Origin of the sequence: uncultured Ruegeria sp. (genome assembly GCF_947504215.1) — a bacterium.
Classification (GTDB): domain Bacteria; phylum Pseudomonadota; class Alphaproteobacteria; order Rhodobacterales; family Rhodobacteraceae; genus Ruegeria.
The window spans coordinates 932785-959534 of the sequence record NZ_CANNGO010000001.1 but is presented as its reverse complement, the minus strand read 5'-3'; the positions used below and the strand labels follow the sequence as shown (position 1 = coordinate 959534).

Annotated in this window: 25 protein-coding genes; 16 read left to right on the top strand and 9 right to left on the bottom strand. The window is 56.1% G+C overall.

All coding sequences use genetic code 11. The annotated features are described in order from the left end of the window. Positions 1–111: 111 nt before the first annotated feature. Positions 112–612: an Lrp/AsnC family transcriptional regulator gene (locus tag Q1B21_RS04660; protein ID WP_298933852.1), complete on the top strand. Its 501-nt coding sequence runs from the start codon at positions 112–114 to the stop codon at positions 610–612. A gap of 118 nt (positions 613–730) precedes the next feature. Here Q1B21_RS04660 and Q1B21_RS04655 read toward each other — a convergent pair whose 3' ends face one another. The 5 genes from Q1B21_RS04655 to lgt form a co-directional block, all read right to left on the bottom strand. Continuing rightward, on the bottom strand, positions 731–1513 hold the full coding sequence (locus Q1B21_RS04655; protein WP_299077270.1) for a Hint domain-containing protein: 783 nt from the start codon (positions 1511–1513) through the stop codon (positions 731–733). A gap of 326 nt (positions 1514–1839) precedes the next feature. Further along, positions 1840–1968: a hypothetical protein gene (locus Q1B21_RS04650; protein ID WP_298933848.1), complete on the bottom strand. Its 129-nt coding sequence runs from the start codon at positions 1966–1968 to the stop codon at positions 1840–1842. A 271-nt stretch (positions 1969–2239) separates the two neighbouring features. Then, complete coding sequence (gene pgeF, locus Q1B21_RS04645; protein ID WP_299886447.1) at positions 2240–2998, bottom strand: peptidoglycan editing factor PgeF; 759 nt, start codon at positions 2996–2998, stop codon at positions 2240–2242. Then, positions 2995–4062 carry an SAM-dependent methyltransferase gene (locus Q1B21_RS04640; protein WP_299886444.1) on the bottom strand — a complete coding sequence of 356 codons (1068 nt, stop codon included), beginning with the start codon at positions 4060–4062 and terminating at the stop codon, positions 2995–2997. Before Q1B21_RS04640 ends, pgeF begins: the two co-directional genes overlap by 4 nt. Beyond that, positions 4059–4946: a prolipoprotein diacylglyceryl transferase gene (lgt, locus tag Q1B21_RS04635; protein WP_299886441.1), complete on the bottom strand. Its 888-nt coding sequence runs from the start codon at positions 4944–4946 to the stop codon at positions 4059–4061. The genes Q1B21_RS04640 and lgt overlap by 4 nt, the downstream gene beginning before the upstream one ends. 97 nt (positions 4947–5043) lie before the next feature. Between lgt and Q1B21_RS04630 the strand changes: the two genes are divergently transcribed. The 5 genes from Q1B21_RS04630 to Q1B21_RS04610 all read left to right on the top strand — a co-directional run bounded on the left by Q1B21_RS04630 (position 5044) and on the right by Q1B21_RS04610 (position 8253). Next, complete coding sequence (locus tag Q1B21_RS04630; protein WP_299886438.1) at positions 5044–5292, top strand: accessory factor UbiK family protein; 249 nt, start codon at positions 5044–5046, stop codon at positions 5290–5292. A gap of 323 nt (positions 5293–5615) precedes the next feature. Beyond that, positions 5616–6116 carry a YbjN domain-containing protein gene (locus Q1B21_RS04625; protein ID WP_298933836.1) on the top strand — a complete coding sequence of 167 codons (501 nt, stop codon included), beginning with the start codon at positions 5616–5618 and terminating at the stop codon, positions 6114–6116. 40 nt (positions 6117–6156) lie between these two features. Beyond that, on the top strand, positions 6157–6972 hold the full coding sequence (proC, locus tag Q1B21_RS04620; protein ID WP_299886434.1) for a pyrroline-5-carboxylate reductase: 816 nt from the start codon (positions 6157–6159) through the stop codon (positions 6970–6972). Beyond that, entirely contained in the window at positions 6965–7303 is a 339-nt protein-coding gene (locus tag Q1B21_RS04615; RefSeq protein ID WP_299886431.1) for a tRNA-binding protein, read from the top strand. The genes proC and Q1B21_RS04615 overlap by 8 nt, the downstream gene beginning before the upstream one ends. Further along, positions 7303–8253, top strand: a complete 951-nt coding sequence (locus Q1B21_RS04610; protein WP_299886429.1) for a D-glycerate dehydrogenase — start codon at positions 7303–7305, stop codon at positions 8251–8253. The genes Q1B21_RS04615 and Q1B21_RS04610 overlap by 1 nt, the downstream gene beginning before the upstream one ends. Here the strand turns inward: Q1B21_RS04610 and Q1B21_RS04605 are convergent. Next, complete coding sequence (locus tag Q1B21_RS04605) at positions 8250–8828, bottom strand: thymidine kinase (RefSeq protein WP_299886426.1); 579 nt, start codon at positions 8826–8828, stop codon at positions 8250–8252. The genes Q1B21_RS04610 and Q1B21_RS04605 overlap by 4 nt on opposite strands. 355 nt (positions 8829–9183) lie before the next feature. On the opposite strand from Q1B21_RS04605, the gene Q1B21_RS04600 reads away from it, so the two are divergent. Further along, complete coding sequence (locus Q1B21_RS04600; RefSeq protein ID WP_298934065.1) at positions 9184–9645, top strand: hypothetical protein; 462 nt, start codon at positions 9184–9186, stop codon at positions 9643–9645. A 185-nt stretch (positions 9646–9830) separates the two neighbouring features. Continuing rightward, the gene (locus Q1B21_RS04595) at positions 9831–11624 is read left to right on the top strand and encodes a hypothetical protein (RefSeq protein WP_299886423.1); all 1794 of its coding nucleotides are present in this window, start codon (positions 9831–9833) and stop codon (positions 11622–11624) included. Between the two features lie 34 nt (positions 11625–11658). Here the strand turns inward: Q1B21_RS04595 and Q1B21_RS04590 are convergent, their stop codons facing one another. Then, positions 11659–12783, bottom strand: a complete 1125-nt coding sequence (locus tag Q1B21_RS04590; protein WP_299886420.1) for a beta-ketoacyl-ACP synthase III — start codon at positions 12781–12783, stop codon at positions 11659–11661. 161 nt (positions 12784–12944) lie between these two features. Here Q1B21_RS04590 and Q1B21_RS04585 point away from each other — a divergent pair, with 161 nt between their 5' ends. From Q1B21_RS04585 to Q1B21_RS04575, 3 genes are read left to right on the top strand one after another with little or no spacing between them, the layout of a single operon-like run. Continuing rightward, positions 12945–13412, top strand: coding sequence for a MarR family transcriptional regulator (locus tag Q1B21_RS04585; protein WP_298933822.1), 468 nt, complete (start codon positions 12945–12947; stop codon positions 13410–13412). After that, positions 13409–14446: an efflux RND transporter periplasmic adaptor subunit gene (locus tag Q1B21_RS04580; protein WP_299886417.1), complete on the top strand. Its 1038-nt coding sequence runs from the start codon at positions 13409–13411 to the stop codon at positions 14444–14446. Before Q1B21_RS04585 ends, Q1B21_RS04580 begins: the two co-directional genes overlap by 4 nt. Positions 14447–14457: 11 nt before the next feature. After that, positions 14458–17508, top strand: coding sequence for an efflux RND transporter permease subunit (locus Q1B21_RS04575; protein ID WP_299886414.1), 3051 nt, complete (start codon positions 14458–14460; stop codon positions 17506–17508). 67 nt (positions 17509–17575) lie between these two features. Here the strand turns inward: Q1B21_RS04575 and carB are convergent, their stop codons facing one another. Next, positions 17576–20920: a carbamoyl-phosphate synthase large subunit gene (carB, locus tag Q1B21_RS04570; protein WP_299077234.1), complete on the bottom strand. Its 3345-nt coding sequence runs from the start codon at positions 20918–20920 to the stop codon at positions 17576–17578. A 177-nt stretch (positions 20921–21097) separates the two neighbouring features. Here carB and Q1B21_RS04565 point away from each other — a divergent pair, with 177 nt between their 5' ends. The 3 genes from Q1B21_RS04565 to aspS all read left to right on the top strand — a co-directional run bounded on the left by Q1B21_RS04565 (position 21098) and on the right by aspS (position 24933). Continuing rightward, positions 21098–22225: an aminodeoxychorismate synthase component I gene (locus tag Q1B21_RS04565; RefSeq protein WP_299886410.1), complete on the top strand. Its 1128-nt coding sequence runs from the start codon at positions 21098–21100 to the stop codon at positions 22223–22225. Beyond that, the gene (locus tag Q1B21_RS04560; protein ID WP_299886407.1) at positions 22180–22827 is read left to right on the top strand and encodes an aminotransferase class IV family protein; all 648 of its coding nucleotides are present in this window, start codon (positions 22180–22182) and stop codon (positions 22825–22827) included. The genes Q1B21_RS04565 and Q1B21_RS04560 overlap by 46 nt, the downstream gene beginning before the upstream one ends. A 330-nt stretch (positions 22828–23157) precedes the next feature. After that, positions 23158–24933, top strand: coding sequence for an aspartate--tRNA ligase (gene aspS / locus Q1B21_RS04555; RefSeq protein WP_299886404.1), 1776 nt, complete (start codon positions 23158–23160; stop codon positions 24931–24933). 261 nt (positions 24934–25194) lie between these two features. On the opposite strand, the gene Q1B21_RS04550 is transcribed toward aspS, so the two are convergent. Beyond that, positions 25195–25914, bottom strand: a complete 720-nt coding sequence (locus tag Q1B21_RS04550; RefSeq protein ID WP_299886401.1) for a response regulator — start codon at positions 25912–25914, stop codon at positions 25195–25197. A gap of 135 nt (positions 25915–26049) precedes the next feature. Here Q1B21_RS04550 and mce point away from each other — a divergent pair, with 135 nt between their 5' ends. Both mce and Q1B21_RS04540 read left to right on the top strand, forming a co-directional pair. Further along, positions 26050–26454, top strand: coding sequence for a methylmalonyl-CoA epimerase (gene mce, locus Q1B21_RS04545; protein ID WP_299077222.1), 405 nt, complete (start codon positions 26050–26052; stop codon positions 26452–26454). Positions 26455–26476: 22 nt separating this feature from the next. Next, complete coding sequence (locus Q1B21_RS04540) at positions 26477–26749, top strand: DUF1467 family protein (RefSeq protein ID WP_298933806.1); 273 nt, start codon at positions 26477–26479, stop codon at positions 26747–26749. The last annotated feature ends 1 nt before the right edge of the window (position 26750 follow it).

Here is a 26750-nt window from a genome sequence, read left to right as displayed (position 1 = left end):
ATGGGGTCACAAAATCGAGCGTTTTGAAAACAAAGAAAATTGCGCAGATGCGAAACATTATTGCGCATAGGCGGGGTGCTGATATAAGAACCGAAAAATCAGGAGCATTTGATGGTCACGACTCGGCTGGATGAAATCGACCGCAAGATTCTGGCGGAATTGCAGGCGGACGGTCGTATGACCAACGTCGAATTGGCCAAACGCGTCGGAATCTCGGCCCCACCATGCTTGCGACGTGTTCGTACTCTTGAAGAATCCGGTTATATCACCGGATATCATGCCGAAGTGAATTCGCGAGAGCTGGGGTTCGAAGTTCAGGTCTTTGCGATGGTCGGGCTGGACAGTCAGGCCGAGACAGAACTGCGTGCCTTCGAAGACCGCTGCCGCGAGTGGCCCCTGGTCCGGGAATGTCATATGCTGAACGGCGAGGTCGACTTCATTCTGAAATGCGTTGCGCCTGATCTCAGCAGTTTTCAACAGTTTCTGACAGGCGAGCTGCTGACCACGCCAAACGTGGCCAGCGTTAAGACTTCGCTTGTTATCCGCGGCGCAAAAGACGAGCCCGGCGTGCCGTTCGACGTTCTGGAAGAACGAATGAACCGGACGGCGTAAACCGCATGCGCTTTGAATGTGCCTCGCAAGGCGGAAGAATAGCGACAACCGCCAATGATATGATCCAGGTTAGTAATAGCTGCATGATGCCCCCACACTTGCAGTAATCGTTAACAACTTACGCAGATATTGCGTCCACCTCTCCATCTCCGGCGCGTGGTATCAAAAGCGGGCCAAAATCGTTCAGTGACTCAATATGCGCGAACAGGTTCAGATAGATCGACCGAAGTGAATGGCTGATCATCCGAACTGCATTAATACCTGGGTGATAGGTTTCAAATTGTAAACCATCCACCCGTATAACGCTGTGCTTTTCCAGGCAAATGTGAAACAATTCGACCGGTGTTGGCGGCATTGTTTCGACAACGCCCATCCCATCCTGAAATTCGGACACAGGTGTCAGGATAGCCTCGTTTCCATGGATATGCCGCAGGTGCGCAGGCGTTCCCAGCAGTCGCGCAGCAGGACCGGCGATCACGCCAGACAACGGCTTTTGCATTCCGAACGTATCTGCCATGATTCGTGTTAGCGGTCGTGTACGGCCACGAGAATCCTCGCGCCCAGGGATCAAAGTGACCGACCCCTTCCACAGCACCTTTTGCGAAGTGCCGTCCTGAGTCAGGACACTGTCGCCAGGCATCAGATCTTCAATCGCAACCGGCCCCAGCTCCGTTTCCACCAGAGATCCTCGCGAAAATGCACAGAATGCATCCTCGAACATTGGCAAGGCGGGCGCGATATGGCGCATTTGCGAAACATCGCCGTTTTTCATCAAGCAGCTGACCTCATAGCGCCGCAGCTGTGCCTTCTGCGTTGTGGCTGGTCGTGGCGCCTCTCTCAGTAATGCAGATGTTTTAACAGCGTGGCTGGCCGGGCTGGCCAGTGAATTTGGAATAGTCATAATATTCCGTTCCCTTCAAAATTCCGTCAGGCGCGGCGTACCCCATACAGGCCTGCCTGGCAGATAGGTTCTTTGTCTTGAAACAAGCGGGTAAGACCCGTGCCCCGGCCAATATAGCGCGGCACAGCGATGCAATTTCGCGTTCCTTTGGTCAACATAGTGACCCCCCAGACAAACTCGTACTTTGCAGGCCACAATTGCCTACACACACACTCCAAAAACATGCCGCGGAGTTGATCGCGACCTGTTACGCATCGGACCGGAGCAATTTCCGATGCGCGTTCTCTCCGTCAGGGCCGGCAGCTTGGCCCCTCAGGTTTCCTACTTCAGCGTCGTGCGGCCAAACGGCGTGCGACCCTGACAGAATGGCTTGAAACCCGTTTCCAAGGCATTTCCAAATTCTGGTCCCGCGTGGCCGCGACCACTGCGCTGAGAAAGCGAGATTTCGTTTTCATTCCCTGATCCTGCTCTGCTTGGGGTCTGATGCCCCGAATTCCGTATTAACCTACTGTCATGCCCATTTGAGGCAGCGATAAGGCTTTAGCTGGATGATATGCAGGCAGAAAATGAAGTATGGCAGTCCTTCTTATTTTGGATGCCAGATTTCAAAGGTCGGATCGTCAGATAACGTCTGATCTACTGGCAAAAATTCAATACGATTCTTAATAAGATAGACACAATAAATATGGCGGAAAGGTGGCAAGCCTGCCTTATTTTCGGCAACTTCTATAATTTAATGACGGAAATCAGGCGGCCATAATCCGCTTCTTTCGCGTGGGTTGAACGGCGATAAGAATAAAACCGTTCAGGGTCTGAATAAGTGCAGTGTCTTGTCCATTCAGCCTGACCGATTCCCGCTTGGCGAAGCCTGTGAAGGCCAAATGCAGGAAGGTCGAATTGCAGCCTATCATCCTGGCCATTTGCAAAAAAACGGGTGTTGTCTGGTGACTCGGCAATGAACTCGTCCATGAAGCCCGGGCCAACTTCGTAGGCCCGTTGCGAGATGGTTGGCCCGATGACCGCGCAGGTGTTCTCCCGTTTGGCACCTAGTGCTTCCATGGCGTCCAAAGTGGTCTCAAGCACCCCGTCCAAAGCACCACGCCAGCCCGCGTGGGCCGCTCCTATTACCTGAGCTTCGCGATCGGCAAAAAGGACCGGTTGGCAATCGGCTGTCAGGATTGTCAGGGCCAGCCCAGGGGTCGCCGTCACTATCGCATCCGCCCTGGGTTTTTCGCCGTTCTGAGGTCCTTCGACCGTCAAGGCGGTGGGAGAATGCACCTGATGCACGCCGATCAACGCATCGGGCGTCACTTCCATTGCGTCGGCAACCCTGCGGCGGTTCAGCGCCACGGCCTCGGTCTGGTCAGATGATCCATGGCCGCAATTCAAACCTGAGAATATCCCGGAAGACGCACCGCCACGACGGCTAAAGAAACCATGGCGAACAGGGGACAGAATATCTGATGTCAAGATTTCCAGTGTCATGAGTCCAGTCCCGGTGGTGGCGCCGATTGTGCCGGATACAGGCCCAGCACTTTAAACAGGTTTCCCATTTCCTCGGGGTGCGTCAACCTGCGATGTGCGGCAATCAACCCTTCCAGCTCAGATCCCTCTAGCGAATTGGCCAATGTCTGGGCCCTTGCCGTGATACCCAACCGTTCCAAAAACACACCCTGCGGCGTCAGACGCGTGTATGCACACCCTGCTGCCCGGGCGGCTCCGGCCAAAGCTTCAAAGTCGACATGTGACGTCAAATCAGCCTGGCCCGGGTTTTCCAGCGGGTCCGAATGTTTATGGTTTTGCATCGCTTGCAATGTATCGCCCAGAGAGCGCCAATCACCGTAGTCCACAATCAGAGCTGACCCGCCACATGTCGCGATTTTTTGGGCGACCGTCGTCAGAATAGGAGTTGCGGCCGAACATAGCTCGACCAGATCTGCATCCGTCGTGTCATCCATCCTGTGCTTGAGCCCGGACTGTTCTGTGCGAGGACCCAAGCCGAACGTTAGCGAGCCCGCTGACACGCCGACCAACCGTTCACACCAGCTGTCGCCATCCCTTAAAAACTGTCGGATCGGTAAGGCGTCAAAGAATTCGTTAGCGACCAAGTACAATGGCAGATCCGGAAACTCAGCGATGTTGCCCACCCATTCCGGTGCGTATTCACGAAGGGTTTCGGCTTGCTTTTTCTTTAGTTCAGGCGACACTTCCAGCAGTACTACCTTTGCCGCCTGATGGAATCCGGGCACGCGCCGTGTTGCGTGCAAGATATCCGCCATCAGGGTGCCGCGCCCCGGACCAAGCTCACCAAGTATAAACCGAGAGGGTTGCCCCTGATCCATCCAGCTTTGCGCCAGGCACAATCCAATCACCTCACCGAACATCTGACTGATTTCAGGAGAGGTGGTAAAGTCGCCCTGCGGGCCAAGCGGGTCGCGTGTGGTGTAATAGCCCAGCGTTGGATGCAGCAAGCACTCGGTCATGTAGGCGGCCACGCTTATCGGGCCATCCTGAAGAATGCGCGTAGTAAGATGGTCCAATAGGCTCATGTTTTCTGGCGTGGGCGCAATGCAAACCAAAGACCAAGCGCGATCATAGGCAGTGACAGCAACTGGCCCATGGTCAGGCCGTAGCCACTGACATGCCACGCCAGCCCCAAGGGGTTTCCTGGTGAGACGAATTGCGCATCCGGTTGGCGGAAGAACTCGACAATGAACCGCGACGCGCCGTAGCCGGCAAGAAACACACCCATGATCAGACCGGGCTTACGGAAGGCTCTGCTGCGATAGACCAGAACCAGGAGCAGGGCACCCAGCAGCACGCCTTCCAGTGCTGCTTCGTACAGCTGTGAGGGGTGCCGGGCGCACATGCCCACAACAACGTCAGGGCATTCCTGCGCGGCTATGCCCGGGAAGATCACTGCCCAGGGTAGCTCGCTTGGTCTGCCCCAAAGCTCGGCGTTAACGAAATTGGCCAAACGGCCTAGCAGCAGCCCAGGCGGCACAGTAAAGGCGACAAGATCGCCCAATGAAAGCGTCGGAATGTTGTGGCGGCGAGAGTACAGGAACGAGGCAATGACGACACCCAACAACCCGCCATGAAAAGCCATGCCGCCTTGCCAAACTTTCAAAATGTCCAAGGGGTTCGAAAGATAATAGGCCGGTTGGTAAAACAGCACAAAGCCTAGGCGCCCGCCCAGAATGACACCAAGAATGATCCAGGTGATCAGGTCATCTAGTTGCTCAGCGCGCATTGGTGGCGTGTCATCTGGCCAAAGGGCAGGGCGCCTTAGGACCCTCACGGCCATGCGCCACGCTATCAAGATACCGGCAATGTAAGCCAGTGCGTACCACCTCAGGGCGAACTCGATCCCGAACAATGAGATCGAGAATAACTCGGGCGACAGATCGGGGAAATTCAGAACAGCCTGCATGTGCGCCTCATTGCCCGGGGTTTGCGGGACAAGTCAACCTTGTGCCCGGGCCATTCTTTACCCATATAGAGACCAACTGCGATACCGGAGTAAAGCCATGCAAACCCGTAACAAGATCCTGGACGATGTCTCTCAGCTGATGACCAACGCCATGGGTGTGGCGCAAGGCGCGCGGGAAGAGGCCGAGAACGCAATGAAGTCAATGGTCGACCGTTGGTTGGCTGACCGTGATTTTGTAACGCGTGAAGAATTTGATGCCGTTCGGGCGATGGCGCAAAAAGCGCGCGAAGAAAATTCGGCACTGGAAGCCCGCATTGCGACGCTTGAGGCTAAACTGGAAAAGTAAAGCCGTCGCGTTCCGTATTGATCAGGTTTTTCGGACAAGACTATTGCCGCGCAATCCAAATCTCGGGTTGTGCGATGCGGTGTAGTCTGACGCCTTGCGGAATTTAATCAAGACAAAGCTGCAAGTAATGCCAATATTTTGATCCGCGTTGCCAGCTATCCACAACTTATTGCTGTTATCCCCAAAAATGGGGGTTGCCAGAGTATCGGCCACATCGCACCATATTTAGTACAGGCCAACGGGGGAAGCCCGGCTTGTAGAGCAGGCAACTAGCGCTGGGGCGCTGCCAGCCCCTAAATGCTAGAGAAGAGTGAGGTGGCATTATGGCCCTTTCCGAGCAGTTTCTCGAAGAAGACCTTCATCCAATCGATATTGTTGAACATCTGGCCGAACACCACGACTGGGATTTTGACCGCATCGGCGACGATCAGATTGCAATGGCTGTCGAAGGACAGTGGCGCACATATTCGATCACGCTGGCCTGGTCTAACTATGACGAGACATTGCGGATGGTATGTTCCTTTGAGATGGAACCACCCGCGGACCGCGAAACCGAGCTTTATAAACTTCTAAACAAAATGAACGACCAGTGCTGGGCGGGGGCATTTACGTACTGGGCGAACCAGAAGCTTATGGTTTACCGGTACGGCCTGGTTCTTGCTGGCGGCCAAACGGCCAGCCCGGAACAGATCGATACGATGATCACTGCCGCAGTGCTAAGCGCTGAGCGTTACTATCCTGCGATCCAATTGGTCACCTGGGGCAACCGCGACCCCGAAGACGCGATGCAAGTCGCCATTGCAGAGGCCTATGGCCGCGCGTAAAGCTTTGCCCCGAACCGGCTAGTTAAGGGAAGGGGCAATCATGGACATGTCGCGTATCGCCGAGCAGGGGCTTGTGCTTCTGGGTTGCGGTAAGATGGGATCCGCAATGTTGGCTGGCTGGCTGGATCACGGCTTGCCCGCCGCTTCTGTTTGGGTGATTGACCCCAACCCGTCAGAGTGGCTGAAGGCCCAGGGAGTCAACATCAATACTCCGTTGCCCGAAGCACCGGCAGTTGTGTTGGTGGCTGTCAAACCGCAGATGATGGGTACCGCTTTGCCTGCGATCCAGGCACTTGGCGGTGGCGATAGCCTGTTCATTTCCGTTGCCGCGGGCACCTCTATCGCGACGTTTGAAGATGTCTTGGGTGATAACACCCCAATCGTGCGCGCCATGCCGAACACACCCGCTGCCATTCGCCAGGGGATTACGGCGGTGATCGGGAACTCTCATACGGCGGGCCCAGATCTGGATTTGGCCGAAAACCTACTGTCAGCAATTGGCGATACCGTGCGTTTGGATTCGGAATCGCAGATGGATGCTGTGACCGGCCTCAGCGGTTCTGGCCCGGCTTATGTCTTTCACCTGATCGAAACGCTTGCCGCAGCAGGTGAAGCACAGGGCCTGCCACACGCGTTGGCGATGCGATTAGCCAAATCCACCGTGGCCGGGGCAGGGGCGTTGGCGATGGCCTCGCATGAGGACCCGTCGCAACTGCGAGTCAATGTGACGTCGCCCAAAGGCACTACCCATGCCGCACTGGAAGTATTGATGCACGAGGAGGAAGGTTTTCCGAACCTTCTGCACCGCGCTGTTAAGGCCGCAACTGATCGATCCAAGGAGTTGTCGCGTGAGTGAGATATCTTTTGACGACTTTCTCAAAGTCGATATCCGCGTTGGCGAAGTGATCCGCGCCGAACCTTATCCCGAGGCCCGCAAACCGGCGATCAAGCTGTGGATTGATTTTGGTGAAGGGATTGGCGAACGCAAAACCTCGGCCCAGATCACCGCGCATTACGACCCGTCCAGTTTAGTTGGGAAGCAAGTGATGGCGGTGGTCAACTTTCCCCCCCGCCAAATCGGCAAATTCATGTCCGAAGTTCTGGTTCTGGGGCTTCCGGATGAAAACAACGAGATCGTCCTGATCGGCCCGGATGGGAAAGTTCCAATTGGTGGACGGATGCACTGATGAAGCTTTGGATCACCCGTCCGATGACACCAGCGGTTGAAGCCCGCGCGATTCAGGAGTTCAATGCCGAGATTCGCGAAACAACCACGCCTTTAACCCATGACGAGATGACACGTGCCTTGTCTGAATTCGACATGGTGGTCCCGACACTGGGGGATCAGTTTGGGGAGCGGCTCTTCAAAGATGTGCCCGCACCGCAGTGCAAATTGCTGGCGAACTTCGGTGTCGGTTACAACCATATCGATGTCAGCGCGGCGCAGGCCGTGGGAATCGAGGTTACCAACACGCCTGGCGCGGTGACAGATGCAACGGCGGACATCGCGATGACGCTGCTGCTGTCTACCGCTCGTCGCGCGGGTGAGGGCGAGCGTTTGGTCCGTTCGGGCAATTGGCAAGGCTGGCACCCAACTCAGATGTTGGGGCATCACGTCACCGGCAAGCGCGTGGGCATCGTTGGAATGGGTCGAATCGGTCAGGCAATTGCCCGTCGCTGCCATTTCGGATTCGGCATGCGGGTTGCCTATTTGGCACGCAGCGCCAAGCAGCTCGACTTTGCGGCGGATTTCGTGCCGGATATTCTGACGCTGGCATCTGCAGTGGATTTCCTTGTTGTGGCGGTTCCCGGTGGGGCCGACACACGCCACCTGATCAATGCGCAAGTTTTGGAGGCGATGAAAACTTCGGCGATTTTGGTTAACATCGCGCGAGGAGAAGTCGTGGACGAAGCCGCCTTGATATCTGGTCTGCAAGCCGGGCAAATCGCCGGTGCTGGCCTGGATGTCTACGAATTCGAACCAGTCGTTCCAAACTCATTGCAGGATATGGAGAACGTGACCCTGCTGCCTCATCTGGGCACAGCGACCGAAGAAGTGCGCACCAGCATGGGACATATGGCGTTGGATAATGTCGCGGCGTTTGTCCAGGGGCGTGCATTGCCCAATCCGGTTTAGGCGCCCACAGCCTCACGCCAGTGTTTGCGGCACAGCGAAACGTACGTCTCGTTCCCGCCAATCTGCACCTGTGCGCCTTCGGTAATGGCCTGCCCGTTTTCATCCCGGCGAATCACCATAGTGGCTTTGCGACCGCACTCGCAGATAGTTCGGACTTCACGCATTTCATCTGCAAGTGCCAGCAACGCGGCAGATCCCGGAAACAGCTTGCCCTGAAAATCTACGCGTAACCCATAGGTCAGCACCGGCACGTTAAGGTCATCCACCGCCCGTGCCAATTGCCAGGCCTGAACTTCGGACAGAAACTGCGCCTCATCAATGAACACGCAGGCCACTGCCCCGCGGTTCAAGCGATTCTCGATCATCGAAAACACGTCGTCTTCCGGGCGAAATTTGTCCGCCTGTTCCGAGATCCCGATACGCGATGCGATCCGCCCGTCTCCTGCGCGCCCATCGACGGCGGCCGTCATCAGGTAGGTGTCCATGCCCCGTTCTCGGTAGTTGTGCGAGGCCTGCAACAAAACGGTCGATTTGCCCGCGTTCATGGTGGAATAGTTGAAATACAGTTTAGCCATGGCGCGGGTCTAAAACGCTTCGGGCATACGAACAAGGCGTCAATTCCCAAAGATAAGCGACGTCGCCATCGCGGTTGCAGAGGCCGAGCGTAAGCTCTTGGGGATGGAACCCCCGCGCTCGCAACAGCGACGCCGTTGGCCATCATGCGGCCAAACCTTCGCGAAGCTAAAAAACTTGCCTCGCGTTCACTCTTTACCGGCAGAAACTGCCGCCACTCACTCACAAAATCCCCCGCTTATCTGAGGGATAGCCAATGTATGACATTTCAATTATGAATCGAGTATGGGAATTTTCCCCACGCTTTCCCCCGTATCTACCGTCGGGAAGGCGCGCGCAGGTAACAAAGGTAAAGCAATGGCAGATATCGGGGCCTATCTGAAGAAACATACAGAAGCACTCGTTAAAGATGTCGGAATCGAGGCCGCCTGTGAGATTACGGGCAAGTCCAAAGCAACGTTGGGACGATATTATTCTGACAATGCCGAGCATGCTGATCGATTTATGCCCGTGGATGCAGTGGCCCGGCTTGAAAACGCGGCAGCTTACCCCCACGTCACCTCGGCCTTGGCCGACCTGAAAAACATCACACTGTCTTATGACGGTCGAAATACCGATGCCCCTCGTACAGGTGGCGTGAATTCGGATGTCATCGCGTTGAGCCAAAGATTCGCGATGTTGATGACTGAATATCAGGCGGCAATCGAAGACGGCATCATCACAATGAACGAGGCCAAGCGGTTGTTGAGGGAAACTAGCCTTTTGCAACAGGTTCTAATCGAGATGAAGCTACATCTGGAAGAAGAAAGTGTGAGTTGAGGAAAGTCACGATTTCACAAGTGAAAATCAGGCCGGATACGTCTTAAAAAGTGTGCGCAATCCAAAGATCACCAGACAATTTGGTTCAGGTTGGAATTGGTGCATCGCCCAATCCTATCCCTTCCCAGTGAAGTGTTCTGACTTGTTGCAAGGTTCAAAAACAAGGCAGTTGAGGGCAGATTAACATGCATCATCGGCAGAGATCTTACAGTACTTTGGCTGACGGGTTTGTATGCCGGTTGTTTGCCGCCGCATTTTTAGTGTTTGTTGGTCTCGTGATGCTTGGCGGTTATGCTGTCGGTCCCGATGACGCCATGCGGTGGGTGGCTGTGACAGACTTGCAACAAGGTCAAGGTTGGTTTGATTCCTATCAACATCGCCTTGGACCTGGTGACGGAACTTTGATGCATTGGTCGCGGCTGGTTGATGCGCCGATCTCAGCAATTTACTGGGTCAGTAGCACAGTTCTGCCGTCTGAGGCTGCACTTGGTACAACGGCGTTTATCTGGCCAGTCTTGTTGGCGGGGCTTACTCTGTGGGCGTTTACAGTTACTGGTGGTGCGCTGGGCGGCCGCGCAGGGGCGGTCTCGGCAGTGGTCCTTGGGGTGTTTGCCTTAAAGAGCTCAGCCAAATACGATCAATACTCCTTCGATCATCATGGGCTACAGATACTCCTGTTTGCTTCGGCAGTTAGTTTCTTCGTTTTACGTGAAGACAGGCCGCGTGCCGGTTTGTGGATTGGCGTTTGTCTCGCGTTGTCTGTGTCAATCGGCTCTGAATCGTTGGCACAGATCGCTTTGATCGGAATTTTTGTGGCGTTCGATTGGATCCTGTCTGGCAACGACGGCCGTCGTCGTACGATGGAATTCTGTGCTGCCGTTTTCGCGACTTTGGTGTTGACCATCCTAACAACGACAAGCCGCGATAGCTTTTTTTATCCGGGGTGTGATGGACTGACTGTTAGCGTTGCCTTGCCCGCAGGTATGGCCGCGCTAGGCCTCTTTGGTGCCGCCTTTCTGGCCTCTGGCTGGTCCTCTTGGGGACGGGCAGGGTGCTTTTTGGTGATAGGGGCAATCGTTCTGGGGATCGCACATACATATGCACCATACTGCTTGGAAAACCCGATCGACCAATTGCCAGCTGCAATACGCGAGTTCTGGTTAAGCCAGATAACTGAGGCACAGAATGTTACTTTGGTTATTCAGAGGCATACCGGCGAGACTGTTGCGCTGATCGGCACCGCTGTTTTCACAATACTTGCCGCGTCAGTGTTCATTTATGCGACAGACAAAAAAATGGAGTACCTGCTGCTCCTGTTGCTAGTCGCGATAGGTTTGGTCCTGTATTTGTACCAGTCCCGGATGAAGACATTCCTTAGTTTTTCGATGGTGGCCGTACAGGCCCAAGTTTTGCGGGTAATTTATCAAAGCTATAAGGCCAGTGGTAAGCGCCTGATTGGTGTTTTAATGATCCTGTTTATCGCTTTTGTGTCACCCACAACAGGTGCCACCATCGAAAAACAATACAAAGCTCTGACAGCTGCCAAGAGTGAAAACACAGCTAATACAACGCAAGAACCGCGCCGCATTGTCTCTTGCAATTCAAAGCACTCGTTTGAACAGCTCCGCAGTATTGAACCAGGTATGGTTGTCATTGGCTTCGACTATGCGTCATACCTGCTTCGCTATACGGATCATTCGGCCCTGGCTGGAAACTATCATCGAAACGAAGCTGGGATTCTGGCGCAGATTGATCTGTTCAGGTCAGATGCATCGACCATAGGCCCACGTCTTGCAGAGTTGGGGGTGGACTACATTGCGATATGCAAATTCAATCCCAGATCAGACTATTGGTCGTCAGTATCTGATGGCGTGGGGCTGCCAGCTGGACTGATCAGCGGACAGTTGCCAGAGTATCTCGAGGAATTGGAAGGCGGCAAAGATGCGGCGTTCCACATCTATCGTGTCAAGGAAGGTTAGGCTGATTTACCGGGTGCATTGAACGTTTCATTCGTCAAGCATGCCGTTTGACTATGACCGAACCAACCGAATAGCCTGCTCCGAAGGAACAGATCAGGCCGACATCGCCATCCTCCAGATCATCAGAATACTTTGAAAATGCGATGATGGATCCGGCTGAGGACGTATTCGCATAGTCCTGAAGAATGTTGGGTTGTTCGCCCGCTTCAGGTTCTCGGCCGAGGACCTTTTTTCCGATGAAATCGTTCATCGTTTTGTTCGCTTGATGCAGCCATAGACGCTTTAGACCATCGCTGTTGATGCCTTCGGCACTCATATGATCGCTGATATGTTTGCTGACCATGGGCAGAACTTCTTTGAATACTTTGCGCCCGTTCTGCATGAATTGCATGTCGCGCCGGTCGATCACGCCATCAGGACGCGAGCGGCGCAGGAAACCGTTGTTATTTCTGATGTTGTTCGAGAACGCCGTGGCGCAGCGCGTCGAAAGAATCTCAAAATGAGGGCCCTGAGCGTCTTCCATACGCTCGATCAAAGTAGCAGTCGCCACATCACCGAAAATGAAGTGGCAATCCCTGTCGCGCCATTCCAGATGACCCGAGCAGATTTCCGGGTTCACCACAAGCGCGGCCCTGACTGATCCCGACCGAACCATGTCCGCGGCGGCCTGAATGCCAAACGTTGCCGACGAGCAGGCCACATTCATGTCAAACCCAAACCCGTCGATGCCCAAAGCCTGTTGAATCTCGATTGCAATCGCAGGGTACGCCCGTTCGTGGTTTGAAGCTGCGCAGATCACCAGGTCGACATCTGCGGCTGTACGCCCGGTCTGCGCCAGCGCTTTGGTGCACGCATCCAACGCCATCTCGGTCATTATGCCTGGCTCATCATCGCTACGCTGGCGGAGCGAGGGATGCATGACCCCGGGGTTCAGAATACCTGTCTTGTCCATCACATAGCGGTTCTCGATACCGGATGCTTTCAGAATGAACTCTTCAGACGAATGTTGCATCGGTTCCATCGTTCCGGCGGCGATTGCCTCGGCGTTTTCGGCGTTCTGCTTGTCGGCATAGGCGTTGAAAGCCTGAACAAGTTCGGCGTTCGTTATGATGTTCTCGGGTGTGAAAACACCTGTACCGGTGATGGCGGGCGTATACATGATAGGTCCTGGATGTTTCGGATTCGCCCAAAATGCAGTCACAACGGGATTTGATCAAGTGATCTTGACCCAAGGGAATGTTTGCGGCGCAATGCACTTCACATCTTGAATAGTTCGAAAATTGAAGTATATGGCAACACAGACTCGCGCGAGGGCTTTGAATGCCAGATGATATCCACTCCAGGCTTGGGCGCCTCAGCCCCGAGATCCAGGCGATCATGGGGGTCTATGCCCTGTACTGGAAGCTTGAAGAAACTTTCGATTGCATCGAAACGGACCTGAGCCATCCGGAATGCCATATGCTGATAAAGCTGAATGAACCCAAGCGGATGGGCGTTTTGGCTGCGGATATGTTAAGTGTTCCGTCCACGATCACCGCCACGGCGGATGCTTTGGAGAAGCAAGGATACCTGATCCGCGAACGAGACCCTGAAGACCGCCGCGCCTGGCTTCTTGTTCTGACAGAGCAGGGGCACGAGACGCGGAATATGCTCGTGGCTGAGGCCGGAGACCTGTTCCACAGGGCCTCTGGACTGAACGCAGAAGAAACTGTCGAATTCGCGCGAATGGCTTGCAAAATCCGTGACAACATTCTGAAAACGGGAATTCCCGAGGGATTGAAGAAATGAAACTCCTGACTTCACTGGGCCTTGCTCTGGCCGTTCTGGCGACACCGATTGTCGCGCAAGATGTTCCCAAGCCAGTAAAACTGATGCAGGTGAGCGAAACGACACCCGGTTTTTCGCGCCAGTTTTTTGGCCGCGTCGCCGCACGCCAAACCGTTGACCTTGCCTTTCAGGTCGCAGGGCAAATTGTTGAAATGCCGGTGACCGAAGGTTTTGTGATCCCCAAAGAAGGTCTGATCGCCCGCCTTGATCAGGAGCCCTTTGAGCTGCGTCTGGATCGTGCACGCCTGCAAAAAGACCAAGCTGACCGGACCGAAGCCCGCTTGTCGCGCCTGCGCGGAACCACCGCCAGCCAAGTTGCGGTTGATGACGCCGAAACCGAAGCACAACTGGCAGCGCTAGCGCTGCGGGATGCGGAATACGAACTGGAACATGCCACGCTGACTGCGCCGTTTGATGCGCTGGTCTCTAGTCGAGCGGTCGAGGCCTTTACCACCGTTTCGGCGGGCACGCCGGTCGTGCGCATCCACGATATGTCTGAACTTCGGATCGAGGTTGATGTTCCAGAAATCCTGTTTCAGCGATCGGGGCAGAATGACGACCTGACAATCACCGCCAAATTCCCGGTCAGCGATGAAGTCTTTCCGCTGGAAATCCGGGAATTCGACGCGGAAACCTCAAGCGTAGGGCAGACTTTTCGCATTCAGTTTGGTCTGACCCCGCCCGAGGGCATGCAAATTCTGCCGGGGTCCTCCGTCACTGTTAACGTCCAGGTGCAGGATGATCGCAGTGGAATCGTCGTGCCGGCAACCGCCATCGTGGCTGGTGCAAACGGAGATCTGAGCGTGATGGTCTTTTCACCGGTTGGTGCGGATGACGGTACGGTACGATCTGTGCCGGTGACGATCGAACCGACCCAAACCGGCGATGTCCGTGTTTTGTCCGGCCTGTCTGATGGCGACGAGATCGTCGTCGCAGGTGGCGCTGTGCTGACCGACGGTCAGGCTGTGCGCCGTTTTACCGGCTTTGCGAACTGAGGCGCTGACAGATGAATATTGCACGCGCCTCTATCGACCGGCCGCTTTACACGTGGCTGATAATTCTGATTGCACTTTTCGGCGGCATCTGGGGATTTCTGTCGCTTGGACGCCTTGAAGATCCGGCGTTTACGATCAAAAACGCGGTCATTGCGACCCAATACCCGGGTGCCACGGCGGAACAGGTGGCCTTGGAAGTGTCAGAACCTTTGGAATCCGCGATACAGCAGATGGGCGAGGTGGACGTTATCACTTCGGTCAATCAGCCGGGCCAGTCCCTGATCGAAGTGGAAATCAAATCAATCTACGACGGCACGGAGCTGCCCGACGTTTGGACGCGCCTGCGTGCCAAAGTGCGCGACGCGGCGCGTGGCCTGCCATCAGGGGTCAACGCCCCATATGTCAATGATGGGTTTGGCGACGTATTCGGCTTGTTTTATGCAGTGACGGCCGAGGGGTTTTCGGACGCGGAAAAACACGAACTTGCAACGTTCCTGCGCCGTGAATTGCTAACCGTTGACGGAGTCGCAGATGTTGAGGTGCAGGGGTTACCGGATGAGGCGATCTTTGTAGAACCCGACCTGGCGATTTCGGTTAACCAGAACGTTCCTTTGCAAGCGATCAATGATGCGATTGCCAATGCTGACTCGGTCAATTCTTCAGGGTCCTTACGCTCGGAAAGTGAGCGGACCACCATTTTGACCGCTGAAGGTTCGGACAGCGTGTCGGCCATCGCCGGGCTGTCCGTGGGCTCTCAGGGTCAGGTCATCAATCTGTTCGATATGTCCGATGTTTATCGCGCGCGGCAAACCGATCCCGACATCATCATCCGGTTCAATGGGACCGAAGCTTTCACCTTAGGGATTGCGGGGCTGGCGACCGAGAACATTGTCGAGGTTGGCAAACTTGCGGATGCGAAATTAGCTGAACTGGATGCGGAAATCCCTTTTGGTGTGGAAATCTTGCCTATCTACCAGCAACACGTTGTTGTCGAGCAGGCCTCGAACGACTTCCTTGTGAATCTCGCAATGTCAGTGGCTATCGTGGTTGCCGTTTTGGGCATCTTCATGGGCTGGCGGGCTGCGGTTGTTGTTGGTTCAACCCTATTGCTGACCGTGGTCGGTACCTTATTGTTCATGTCGCTGTTTTCCATCGAGATGGAGCGGATTTCGCTGGGCGCCCTGATTATCGCCATGGGGATGCTGGTAGACAATGCAATCGTGGTGGCTGAAGGGATGCAGATCTCGATGCTGCGGGGCAAATCTTCGCGCGATGCTGCCGAAGACGTGGCCGCCAAAACGCAGATCCCACTTCTTGGTGCAACGGTGATCGGCATCATGGCTTTTGCAGGGATCGGTCTCAGCCCGGATGCGACCGGAGAGTTCTTGTTCTCGCTGTTCGCCGTCATTGGCATCTCGCTGTTGCTGAGCTGGGTATTGGCCATCACGGTGACACCCATGCTGGGTCACTATTTCTTCAAGCAAGGCAAAGAGGGTGAGCTGGACGCCTACAGCGGCATTTTGTTCCGCGTCTATGGTGCAATCCTGCGCTGGGCGTTGCGGTTCCGCTGGCTGGTGGTTGCCGGATTGGTCGCGGTCACCGTGGTCTGCTATGCGGGCTTTGGTTTGATGAAGCAGCAGTTTTTCCCCAACTCGAACACACCTTTGTTCTTTGTTCACTATAAGCTGCCTCAGGGCACACCGATTGAACGCACATCGCAGGATATGGCGGTTTTTGAAGAATGGCTGGCGGCCCGGGACGATGTCGTTTCTGCGACCACTTTTGTGGGGCAGGGCGCAACCCGGTTCATGTTGACCTATTCGGCGGAAAAGCCAAATCCAAGCTATGGTCACATGATCATCCGCACTGAAACCCTAGAGGACATCCCAGCCCTTCAGGCGGATCTTGAGGCGTTTGGATCGGTCCAGTTCCCCGAAGGAGAGTTTGGCACCAAACGTCTGGTCTTCGGTCCAGGTGGCGGGGATCCGATCCAGGCGCGGTTCTCGGGCAGCGATCCGAAGGTTCTGCGCCAACTGGCTGAGGAAGCCGTCCAACAAATGGCCGCAGCCTCACCCAACGCTCTTTTGGTTCACCACGATTGGCGCGAGCAAGAGCTGGCCGTGCAGCCGATCTATGCCACCGAACGCGCACAGACCGCAGGCGTGACGCGCGAAGATATTGCAGCGACATTGCAGTTTTCCACTGATGGTATCACCGGAGGGGTTTTACGCGAGCGTGACCGCTTGATCCCGATCATCCTGCGCCGACCGGCCGATGGCGAGTATTCGATTGTCGATCAGGTCGTGTACTCGGATCAGTCCGAAAGGTTTGTTCCGATCGAGCAAATGGTGGATGGGTTCGAATACACCTCGCTCAATACGCTGGTACATCGTCGCGACCGGGTTTTGACCATTACGGTTGGGGCCGATATCCCGCCCGAGCTGACAGCGGCGCAGGTTCACGCCGAAGTTCGCGACGCAATAGAAGCAATTGACCTGCCGCCCGGGTACAAGATGGAATGGGGTGGTGAGTTCGAAGACTCGGGCGATGCGCAGGCAAGTTTGGGCAGGCAGCTGCCCCTTAGCTTGCTGATCATGGTTCTGATTTCCGTGCTGCTGTTCAACGCAATCCGTCAGCCTGTGATCATCTGGCTGCTGGTGCCAATGTCGGTAAACGGCGTGGTGATTGGCCTGCTTGGGACTGGTCTGCCTTTCACGTTCACCGCGCTTCTGGGTTTGCTCAGCTTATCCGGGATGCTGATCAAGAACGGTATTGTGCTGGTCGAGGAAATCGATCTGGTCCGTGCGACCGGCACACCGTTGCGCGAGGCGATCATCGAAGCCTCAGTCTCGCGTCTGCGCCCGGTCATGCTGGCCGCGATCACAACGATCCTTGGGATGGCACCATTGCTGACAGATGCGTTTTTCGTCTCGATGGCAGTGACCATCATGGGCGGTCTGGCCTTTGCAACGGTCCTGACCATGGTTGCGGCGCCGGTGTTTTACCTGCTGTTCTTTGCGCGGGATGAGAGGAAGCAACTGGCGGTTCAAACCGCTACTTAAGCGGTCACTAAAAGCAAAAAGCCCCCGGTTTGTCACCGGGGGCTTCTCGTTTCAAATCTATGGCTGCTCAGCCTTGCAGCGATTTGACCTCGACATCCCCTTCGGCCTGCGCCTTGATCGCCAGCGCTGCGGCGTGGCTGGCGGCGGCGGTCGTGAAGTAAGGGATTTTGTCGTAAAGAGCGATCGACCGGATGACTTTGCTGTCTTCAACAGCCTGTGCGCCTTCGGTCGTGTTCATCACCAATTGCACCTGACCATCTTTCAGCATGTCGGCCACGTCCGGGCGGCCCTCATAAACTTTGTTGACCAGATCACAGGCAACGGCCTGATCTGCCAGCCATGACTGTGTGCCGCGCGTGGCCACCAGCGTGAAGCCTTGCCCTGCCAACACTTGCGCAGTCTCCAGCATAGCCGGGGTTTTATCGGCGTCCTTGATCGAGATGAACGCCCGGCCCGACGATGGCAGGACCATGCCAGCCCCCATCTGCGCCTTGAGGAACGCACGCGGGAAATCCCGATCCCAACCCATGACTTCCCCGGTTGAACGCATTTCTGGGCCCAGGATCGTATCGACGCCCGGGAACCGAGCGAAAGGCAGTACGGCCTCTTTCACCGAGAACCAAGGCATATTGGGATCGGCCAAAGTCATTTGATCTGCGATCTTGGTGTCCTGACCCTCTTGATACGCGGGGCGTATTGGGAAGTTGGAAAGTTTCTCGCCTGCCATCACCCGCGCGGCGATCGAGGCAATTGCGCTGTCCGTGGCCTTGGCAACGAAGGGCACGGTGCGCGAGGCACGCGGATTGACCTCGATTAGGTAGATCTCGTCATCCTTGATAGCGAACTGCACATTCATCAGGCCGACAACGTTCAAGGCTTTGGCCAGCTTGAAAGTCTGTTCCTTGATCCGACCAATGACCTCATCCGACAGCGAATATGGCGGCAGCGAACAGGCTGAGTCGCCGGAGTGAACGCCTGCCTCTTCGATATGCTGCATGATGCCCGCTACATGCACGTCTGTGCCATCGCACAGCGCATCCACGTCCAACTCGACCGCACCGGCAAGATAGCTATCCAGCAAAACGGGGCTGTCGCCCGACACGACGACGGCTTCATTGATGTAGCGCCGCAGCTGATCCATATCGCGTACGATTTCCATCGCACGACCACCCAGAACGTAAGAGGGGCGGATTACCAATGGGAAACCGATGTCTTCGGCGATCTCCAACGCCTGCTCGTCGGTCGAGGCGATGCCATTCTTGGGTTGCTTCAGGCCCAAATCGTTGACCAGAGCCTGGAACCGCTCACGGTCTTCCGCCAGATCAATGGCATCCGGCGTGGTGCCGAGGATCGGGATGCCTTCTTCTTCCAGTGCATTTGCCAGTTTAAGCGGAGTCTGGCCGCCGAACTGAACGATCACACCGTGCAAAGTGCCGTTTTCCTGTTCTTTCGTCAGGATTTCCATGACGTGTTCGAAGGTCAGCGGCTCGAAATACAACCGATCCGATGTGTCATAGTCGGTCGAGACCGTCTCGGGGTTGCAGTTGATCATAATGGTTTCATAACCTGCGTCGGTAAGCGCGAAACAAGCATGGCAGCAGCAATAATCAAACTCGATGCCTTGACCGATCCGGTTCGGACCACCGCCGAGGATGACAACCTTTTTGCGGTCTGATGGTCGTGCCTCGCACTCAACCTCTCCCATCATCGGGGCCTCGTAGGTCGAGTACATGTAGGGCGTCTGCGCTTCGAATTCGGCCGCACAGGTGTCGATGCGTTTGAACACTGCCGTAACACCCAGATTGCGGCGGGCGCGGCGGACGTTGTCTTCGTCGCGACCTGTCAGGTTTCCAAGGCGAGCATCGGTAAAGCCTAACATCTTGAGCCTGCGGATACCGGCCTCGGTCACCGGCAGGCCGGTTTTTATGATGTCACGCTCGGCTTCGATAATCTCGCGGATACGGGCCAAGAACCAGGGGTCGAACTTGGTGACGCCAAAGATTTCATCGTCAGACAGACCGTGACGCATGGCCTGCGCGATGGTGCGCAGACGGTCCGGGGTTTGCTTGCTGATGGCTTTGATCACCGCCGCTTTGTCAGGGGCTTCTTCCCAGACGCCAACGCTCAGGCCCGGGATTTCGACCTCATCAAAACCCGTCAGCCCAGATTCCATCGAGGCCAACGCTTTTTGCATCGACTCGTGGATGGTGCGGCCGATGGACATGGCCTCACCCACCGATTTCATCGCGGTGGTCAGGTACGGTTCCGAGCCGGGGAATTTCTCGAATGCGAATTTCGGGATTTTGGTGACGACATAGTCGATGGTGGGTTCGAAGCTGGCCGGGGTCACCTTGGTGATGTCATTGTCCAACTCGTCCAGAGTATAACCAACGGCCAGCTTGGCGGCGATCTTTGCGATCGGGAAGCCGGTCGCCTTGGACGCCAGCGCCGAGGATCGCGAAACGCGTGGGTTCATCTCGATCACGACCATACGGCCATCATCAGGGTTGATCGCCCATTGCACGTTTGACCCGCCGGTCTCGACCCCAATCTCGCGCAGAACGGCGATCGAGCCGTTGCGCATGATCTGGTATTCTTTGTCGGTCAGCGTCAGGGCAGGGGCGACAGTGATCGAATCACCAGTGTGCACGCCCATCGGATCAACGTTTTCAATGGAACAAACGATTATGGCGTTGTCAGCGGTGTCGCGCACTACTTCCATTTCAAATTCTTTCCAACCCAGTAGGGATTCATCGACCAGAATTTGATTGACCGGCGAGGCATCCATGCCCGATCGGCAGAAATGGATATAGTCCTCACGGTTATACGCCACGCCACCGCCAGTACCGCCCAAGGTAAAGGCGGGGCGGATGATGGCTGGCAAGCCGATCTCTTCCAGCTCGTCCAACGCCATCTGCACGCCGGCGTCCAGATTAGCGCTGCCGTTTTCGTTCTTTGGTGCGGTGATGATGGTGGCCTTGGGGTTTTCCAATCCCAGCCGATCCATCGCCTCGCGAAACAGCTTGCGGTCTTCCGCCATTTCGATGGCGTCACGCTTGGCGCCGATCATTTCGACCCCGAATTTGTCCAGCACGCCCATCTCTTCCAGTGCCAGCGAGGTATTCAGACCGGTTTGACCGCCCATGGTGGGCAGCAGCGCGTCGGGGCGCTCTTTTTCGATGATCCTGGCGACAACCTCGGGCGTGATCGGTTCGATGTACGTCGCGTCTGCGAGGCCCGGGTCTGTCATGATTGTCGCAGGGTTTGAATTCACCAGAATGACCCGGTAACCTTCTTCGCGCAGGGCCTTACAGGCCTGAGCGCCCGAGTAGTCGAATTCACAGGCCTGACCGATGACAATGGGGCCCGCCCCGATGATCATGATCGACTGAATGTCGGTTCTTCTCGGCATAGCCTACGTCCTTCGATGTTCGCGAGTCAGGGGCACCGCCCAAGCGCCCAAATTGTCCTGCGTTATAGGGACCGCGCCAAAAGGTTCAAGAGGTATCGGAAACAAGGGCGAAATTGCCGCTTTCCCCTCTTCCCCTCGTCTGCGTATTCTCTATACCCCGTTGCACGGCAAATGAGGATGCAATTGCGTATTCGTTTTGATCAGGGGCCGGCCGGTCCGGGAACCCGTTTTGCCCGGCCTTCCCAGATAATCCGCGCTGACATGGCGGAGGACGTGCCCCAGGCAATGACGGCGCTGGATGAGGCACGCGCAAGTGGTGCCTGGGTGGCCGGGTATGCAAGCTATGAGCTTGGGTATGCGTTAGAGGCGCGCCTTCTGGCGCTCCTGCCGCAAGATCGCCGTTTGCCGTTGATGTGTTTTGGCGTTTACGATCATCCGACCCAAAGCGACCTACCAAAAGCGGATGCAGGAATCTCCGACTTTAGACCCAGGTGGGATGATGAGAGATACTCGCGGGCCTTTCAGACGGTTCACGATGCCATAGGCGCCGGAGATATCTATCAGGCTAACCTGACCTTCCCGATCGACATGACCATAAATGGCGATAGTGCTTCGCTTTATGCCGCGCTGACAGCCCGTCAATCTGTCGGGCACGGCGCCTTTGTCGAACAGGATGACCTGCCAGACCTGCTCAGCCGGTCGCCAGAATTGTTCTTTCGAACCGATACAATGGGATGTATCGAAACGCGCCCGATGAAAGGCACGCAGCCCCGCAGCGAAGATATGGCCGAGGATGCGCGTCGGCGGAATTTCTTGTCGATTGACGAAAAGAACCGGGCCGAAAACCTGATGATCGTCGACCTGCTGCGCAATGACATAAGCCGGGTTGCCCTACCAGGATCGGTGCACGTGCCCGAACTGTTCAAGGTCGAAACTTACGCGACGGTGCACCAGATGGTGTCGCTCGTGCGGGCTCAGTTGCAGGTGGGTGCCGGGTTGTCTGATATCTTGTCTGCCCTGTTCCCGTGCGGTTCTATCACAGGCGCACCCAAAATACGCGCCATGGAAATACTGTCCGAGCTGGAGCCATGGGCGCGAGACATCTACTGCGGTGCCATCGGATGGGCGGCCCCGGATGGACGATCCGAATTCAACGTGGCCATTCGCACCCTGATGGTCGAAGATGGCGCGGCGACGCTGAACGTGGGCGGTGGAGTTGTCTGGGACAGTACAGCCCCGTCTGAATATGAGGAAGCGCTATGGAAGGCCCGCTTTGCGCACCAGTTGAGCCTGATTTCCGCCTGATCGAGACGTTGGCCCACCGGTCAGATCTGGGTTTAGTAAGGCGAGACCGCCATCTGAGGCGCATGGCGCGAACCGCCACCGCACTAGGCTTGCCATTCATAGTAGACGAGGCTTTGGAAGCTCTGGCTGATGTGCCGAATGGGGTACCGTTGCGGTGCAGGCTGACGATGGAAATCTCGGGAAAGTTCGAACTGACAACAGCGCCTCTGGCGAACAACCCGCCCCATTGGCGGTTAGCGCTGGCCGACACAAGGCTGAACGCGTCTGATCTTTGGCTGCGTTACAAAACAACGCGGCGCACGGTATATGACACCGCCCGAGCGGCTATGGTGGACGATATTGACGAGTTGCTTTTCCTGAACGAGCACGATGAACTCTGTGAGGGTACGATCACCAATCTGTTTGTCGTGATGCCAGACGGCAAACGCCTTACTCCGGCGCTGTCGTGTGGGCTGTTGCCAGGCATTCTACGCGAAGAGCTTTTGGAAGGTCATGAGTTTACGGAGTCCAAGTTGACCCTGACCGATCTCCAGAATGCGCAAACCGTATATATGGGAAACTCGCTACGCGGGCTGATACCGGTAGAATTGGTGACCTGTTGACCCGGGCGCTACCGCAGGAGTTGCTGTTTCGGCCGGTTTTTTGGCGAAACAACGCAATCCCGCCGGAAGGGCGTGCGGAATAACTGCTGAACGCCGCCGTGACCTTCACGGGCGGGCTGTCATCCAGCTGAGCTTACCATCAGCACGGGTTATTTTCCATGTTGATCTGTTGCGACCAGTCTTGGGTAATATCATCGTTGCCGTCGCTTTGGGTGTGTATTTCCATTGCGGGAATCTGCAAAGGCCGTTTTGACGGCGCGACCTGCCTTGACTTTCTCAGTCTGACGCGGTGTACCGGCGCGACGAATTTTGCGCCCGAAGGGATATTTCATGCACGCCTATCGCAGCCACACCTGCGCCGCACTGACCGCCGCCAATGTTGGCGAAACCGTTCGCCTCTCTGGCTGGGTGCATCGGGTACGAGATCATGGCGGCGTGCTGTTTATCGACCTGCGCGACCATTTCGGCGTGACCCAGGTGTTGTGCGATGGCGATAGCGCTGCTTTTGCCGAGCTCGAAAAGGTGCGGTCCGAATGGTGCATCCGTATCGATGGCACGGTCAAAGCGCGTGCTCCCGAGTTGGTTAACTCCAAACTGCCCACGGGTGAAATCGAGATTTACGTGCGCGAGCTGGAAGTGCTGGGTGCTGCCGACGAGCTGCCCCTGATGGTGTTCGGCGATCAGGAGTACCCCGAGGAAACCCGCCTGCGCTATCGCTATCTGGACCTGCGCCGTGAGGCGATGCAGCAGAACATGACACTGCGGTCGGACGTCGTGGCCTCGATGCGCCGTCGCATGTGGGATCAGGGTTTTCGCGAATATCAGACGCCGATTATCACCGCGTCCTCGCCAGAAGGCGCGCGCGACTTCTTGGTGCCCTCGCGCCTGCATCCGGGCAAGTTCTACGCGCTGCCTCAGGCTCCGCAGCAGTTCAAACAGCTGATCATGGTGTCGGGCTTCGATAAGTACTTCCAGATCGCGCCTTGTTTCCGTGATGAAGACCCGCGCGCTGATCGTTCGCCGACTGATTTCTACCAGCTCGACCTCGAAATGTCGTTTGTCGAACAGCAGGACGTTTTCGACACGATCCAGCCTGTCCTGACCGGTGTGTTCGAAGAGTTTGGCGGTGGTCGCAAGGTCGACCAGGATTGGCCACAGATTTCCTACAAAGACGCGGCGCTGTGGTATGGCAGTGACAAGCCGGACCTTCGCAACCCGATCAAGATGCAGGTTGTTTCCGACCATTTCCGTGGCTCGGGTTTTGCGATCTTCGCCAAACTGCTGGAGCAGGAGGGCACCGAAATTCGCGCCATCCCCGCACCCACCGGTGGTAGCCGCAAGTTCTGTGACCGCATGAACGCCTTTGCCCAGAAAGAGGGCTTGCCTGGAATGGGTTACATCTTCTGGCGGGATCAGGGCGAAGGCATGGAGGCCGCAGGGCCGCTGGCCAAAAACATCGGCCCCGAGCGGACCGAGGCAATTCGCCAACAGCTGGGTCTGGGCGTCGGCGATGCCGCGTTCTTCCTCGGCGGCAAGCCAAAAGCCTTTGAAAAAGTTGCGGGCAAAGCCCGCGACGTGATCGGCAACGAGTTGAACCTGACCGAGAAAGACCGCTTTGCCTTCGCTTGGATCGTGGATTTCCCGATCTACGAGCAGGACGAAGAATCTGGCGCGATTGATTTTGAACACAATCCGTTCTCGATGCCGCAAGGCGGGATGGAGGCGTTGCAGGGTAACCCGTTGGATGTACGCGGCTATCAATATGATCTGGCGTGCAACGGGTACGAGCTGGTTTCAGGCGCAATCCGGAACCACAAGCCTGAGATCATGCTGAAAGCCTTTGAGCTGGCGGGTTATGGTGAAGATGAGGTTAAAAGCCGCTTTGGCGCACTCTTCAATGCCTTCCACTATGGCGCTCCTCCGCATGGTGGTTGCGCTGCAGGTATCGACCGGATCGTGATGTTGCTGGCGGATGAGGCCAATATCCGCGAAGTGATGATGTTCCCGATGAACCAGCGTGCTGAAGATTTGATGATGGATGCGCCATCTGATCCGACCTCTGATCAAATGATGGAACTGGGTTTGCGGATTATACCGCAAGACTAGTCATCCATCGCAACCTGAACTGCGTGTAAGGACGGTCTGGTCGTCTAATCGCGCCACTGTTTTGCCGGTGGCGCGGACACCGCTAGGCCCGAATGCCCGCGCTTCCCGAGTGTTGGACTGTTAGCTGAGGTCGAAAACCCCTAATCCAACGGGTTTTTCAGGTCGCTTCTGTTCGCCCGTATTGCTCGTGCAGCGTGGCGTGTCTGTCGGTAGACCCACAGGCACAAAAAGGTTGCTGTGATGAAATAGGCAGTGACCATTCTAGATTGCCTCCCGTTGTTCCAGGCGGTCTTGGACAATACCTGCAACCTTTGCGGCCTGCGCGGTAACCGGTGTGCCATGTGCGCGCGACCTAGCCAACTGACGAGCGGCTTCCGCCAGTACATTGTCATCTGCTTCTTGCGCAACGCCGCACAAAAACTGTGCCACATAGTCCAATGCCCGATGGTCATTCGGCCCCGCCAGCACATCCGCGATATGGGCCATGTCATCCTGGTAAGCCATGGGATCTGGCCGGATCACCTCGTCGCGAACCGAGTGTAGGCCGCTGGGGCGTCGATCCTCAGGCAGCAGCTTGAGGATGGATCTTTGAAAGAACGACATAGACTCTATCGGTTTAGCTAGAAACCCATCAGCCCCGGCGTCCAGAGCGGCGCTTTTGGTGGAATCGTCGCCGGACATTCCCAGAATGACACTGATACGGGGGCTGGCATTCGAAAGCTCTGCAATCAGATCCGCGCCGGACCCATCCGGCAGTCCCATGTCGATAAGAATGACCGAGGGGCGGTAGATCTGCAGATGCCGACGCGCTGATTTCAGGCAATCGGCGCGCCTGATTCTGGCGCCGCTGTGCATGCACATGAGGCGTATCACATCGCAGGCATATCGGCTGTCCTCGACAACCAGAATGGTTTGCCCCAGCAAGGGCCGGGCCGCGGTTGGCGTAGCGACGGTGGTGGCGAAAGGACCCGAATCGTCCATGGCAGATCTCCTATTCAGCAGATGCCTCACGCTAGGAACTTCTGGCTAACACAGGGTTAACGGGCGATTTGGCGCACTTGTCCTTTAGCAGGTCTGCCCCCATAACCCATGCAACACAGGACTGAGGAGAATGACATGATTGGTCGTCTGAACCACGTCGCTATCGCCGTGCCCGATCTTGAGGCGGCGTCAGAGCAATATCGCAGCGCGCTGGGCGCCAAAGTCGGTGCGCCGCAGGATGAACCCGATCATGGCGTAACCGTTGTGTTCATCGAATTGCCAAACACCAAGATCGAATTGCTGTACCCGCTGGGTGATGACAGCCCGATCAACGGATTTCTGGAAAAGAACCCCGCCGGTGGCATTCATCATGTGTGCTACGAGGTGGAAGACATTATCGCGGCGCGCGACCATCTGAAGGAAACAGGGGCTCGTGTTCTGGGATCGGGTGACCCAAAGATCGGTGCCCATGGCAAACCGGTCTTGTTCCTCCATCCCAAGGATTTCAACGGCTGCCTTGTTGAGCTAGAGCAGGTTTGAACCCCAGCCCGGAGGGCCTGAAATGACCATAACCGCCGGTTTGGTGTTGTTCGCCGTGATCTGGTTCATGACCTTGCTTGTCGTGCTGCCCATTCGCATCAAGACACAAGGCGACCTGGGTGAGATTGTGCCGGGCACCCATGCGGGTGCCCCCGAAGTGCATCACATGAAGAAAAAGCTGTGGATCACCACAGGTATCACGGTGATCTTGTGGGTTATCATTGCCGGGATCATTATTTCCGGTGTGATCTCGGTGCGGGACTTCGACTGGTTGAACAACCTCGAACCCCGGTAAG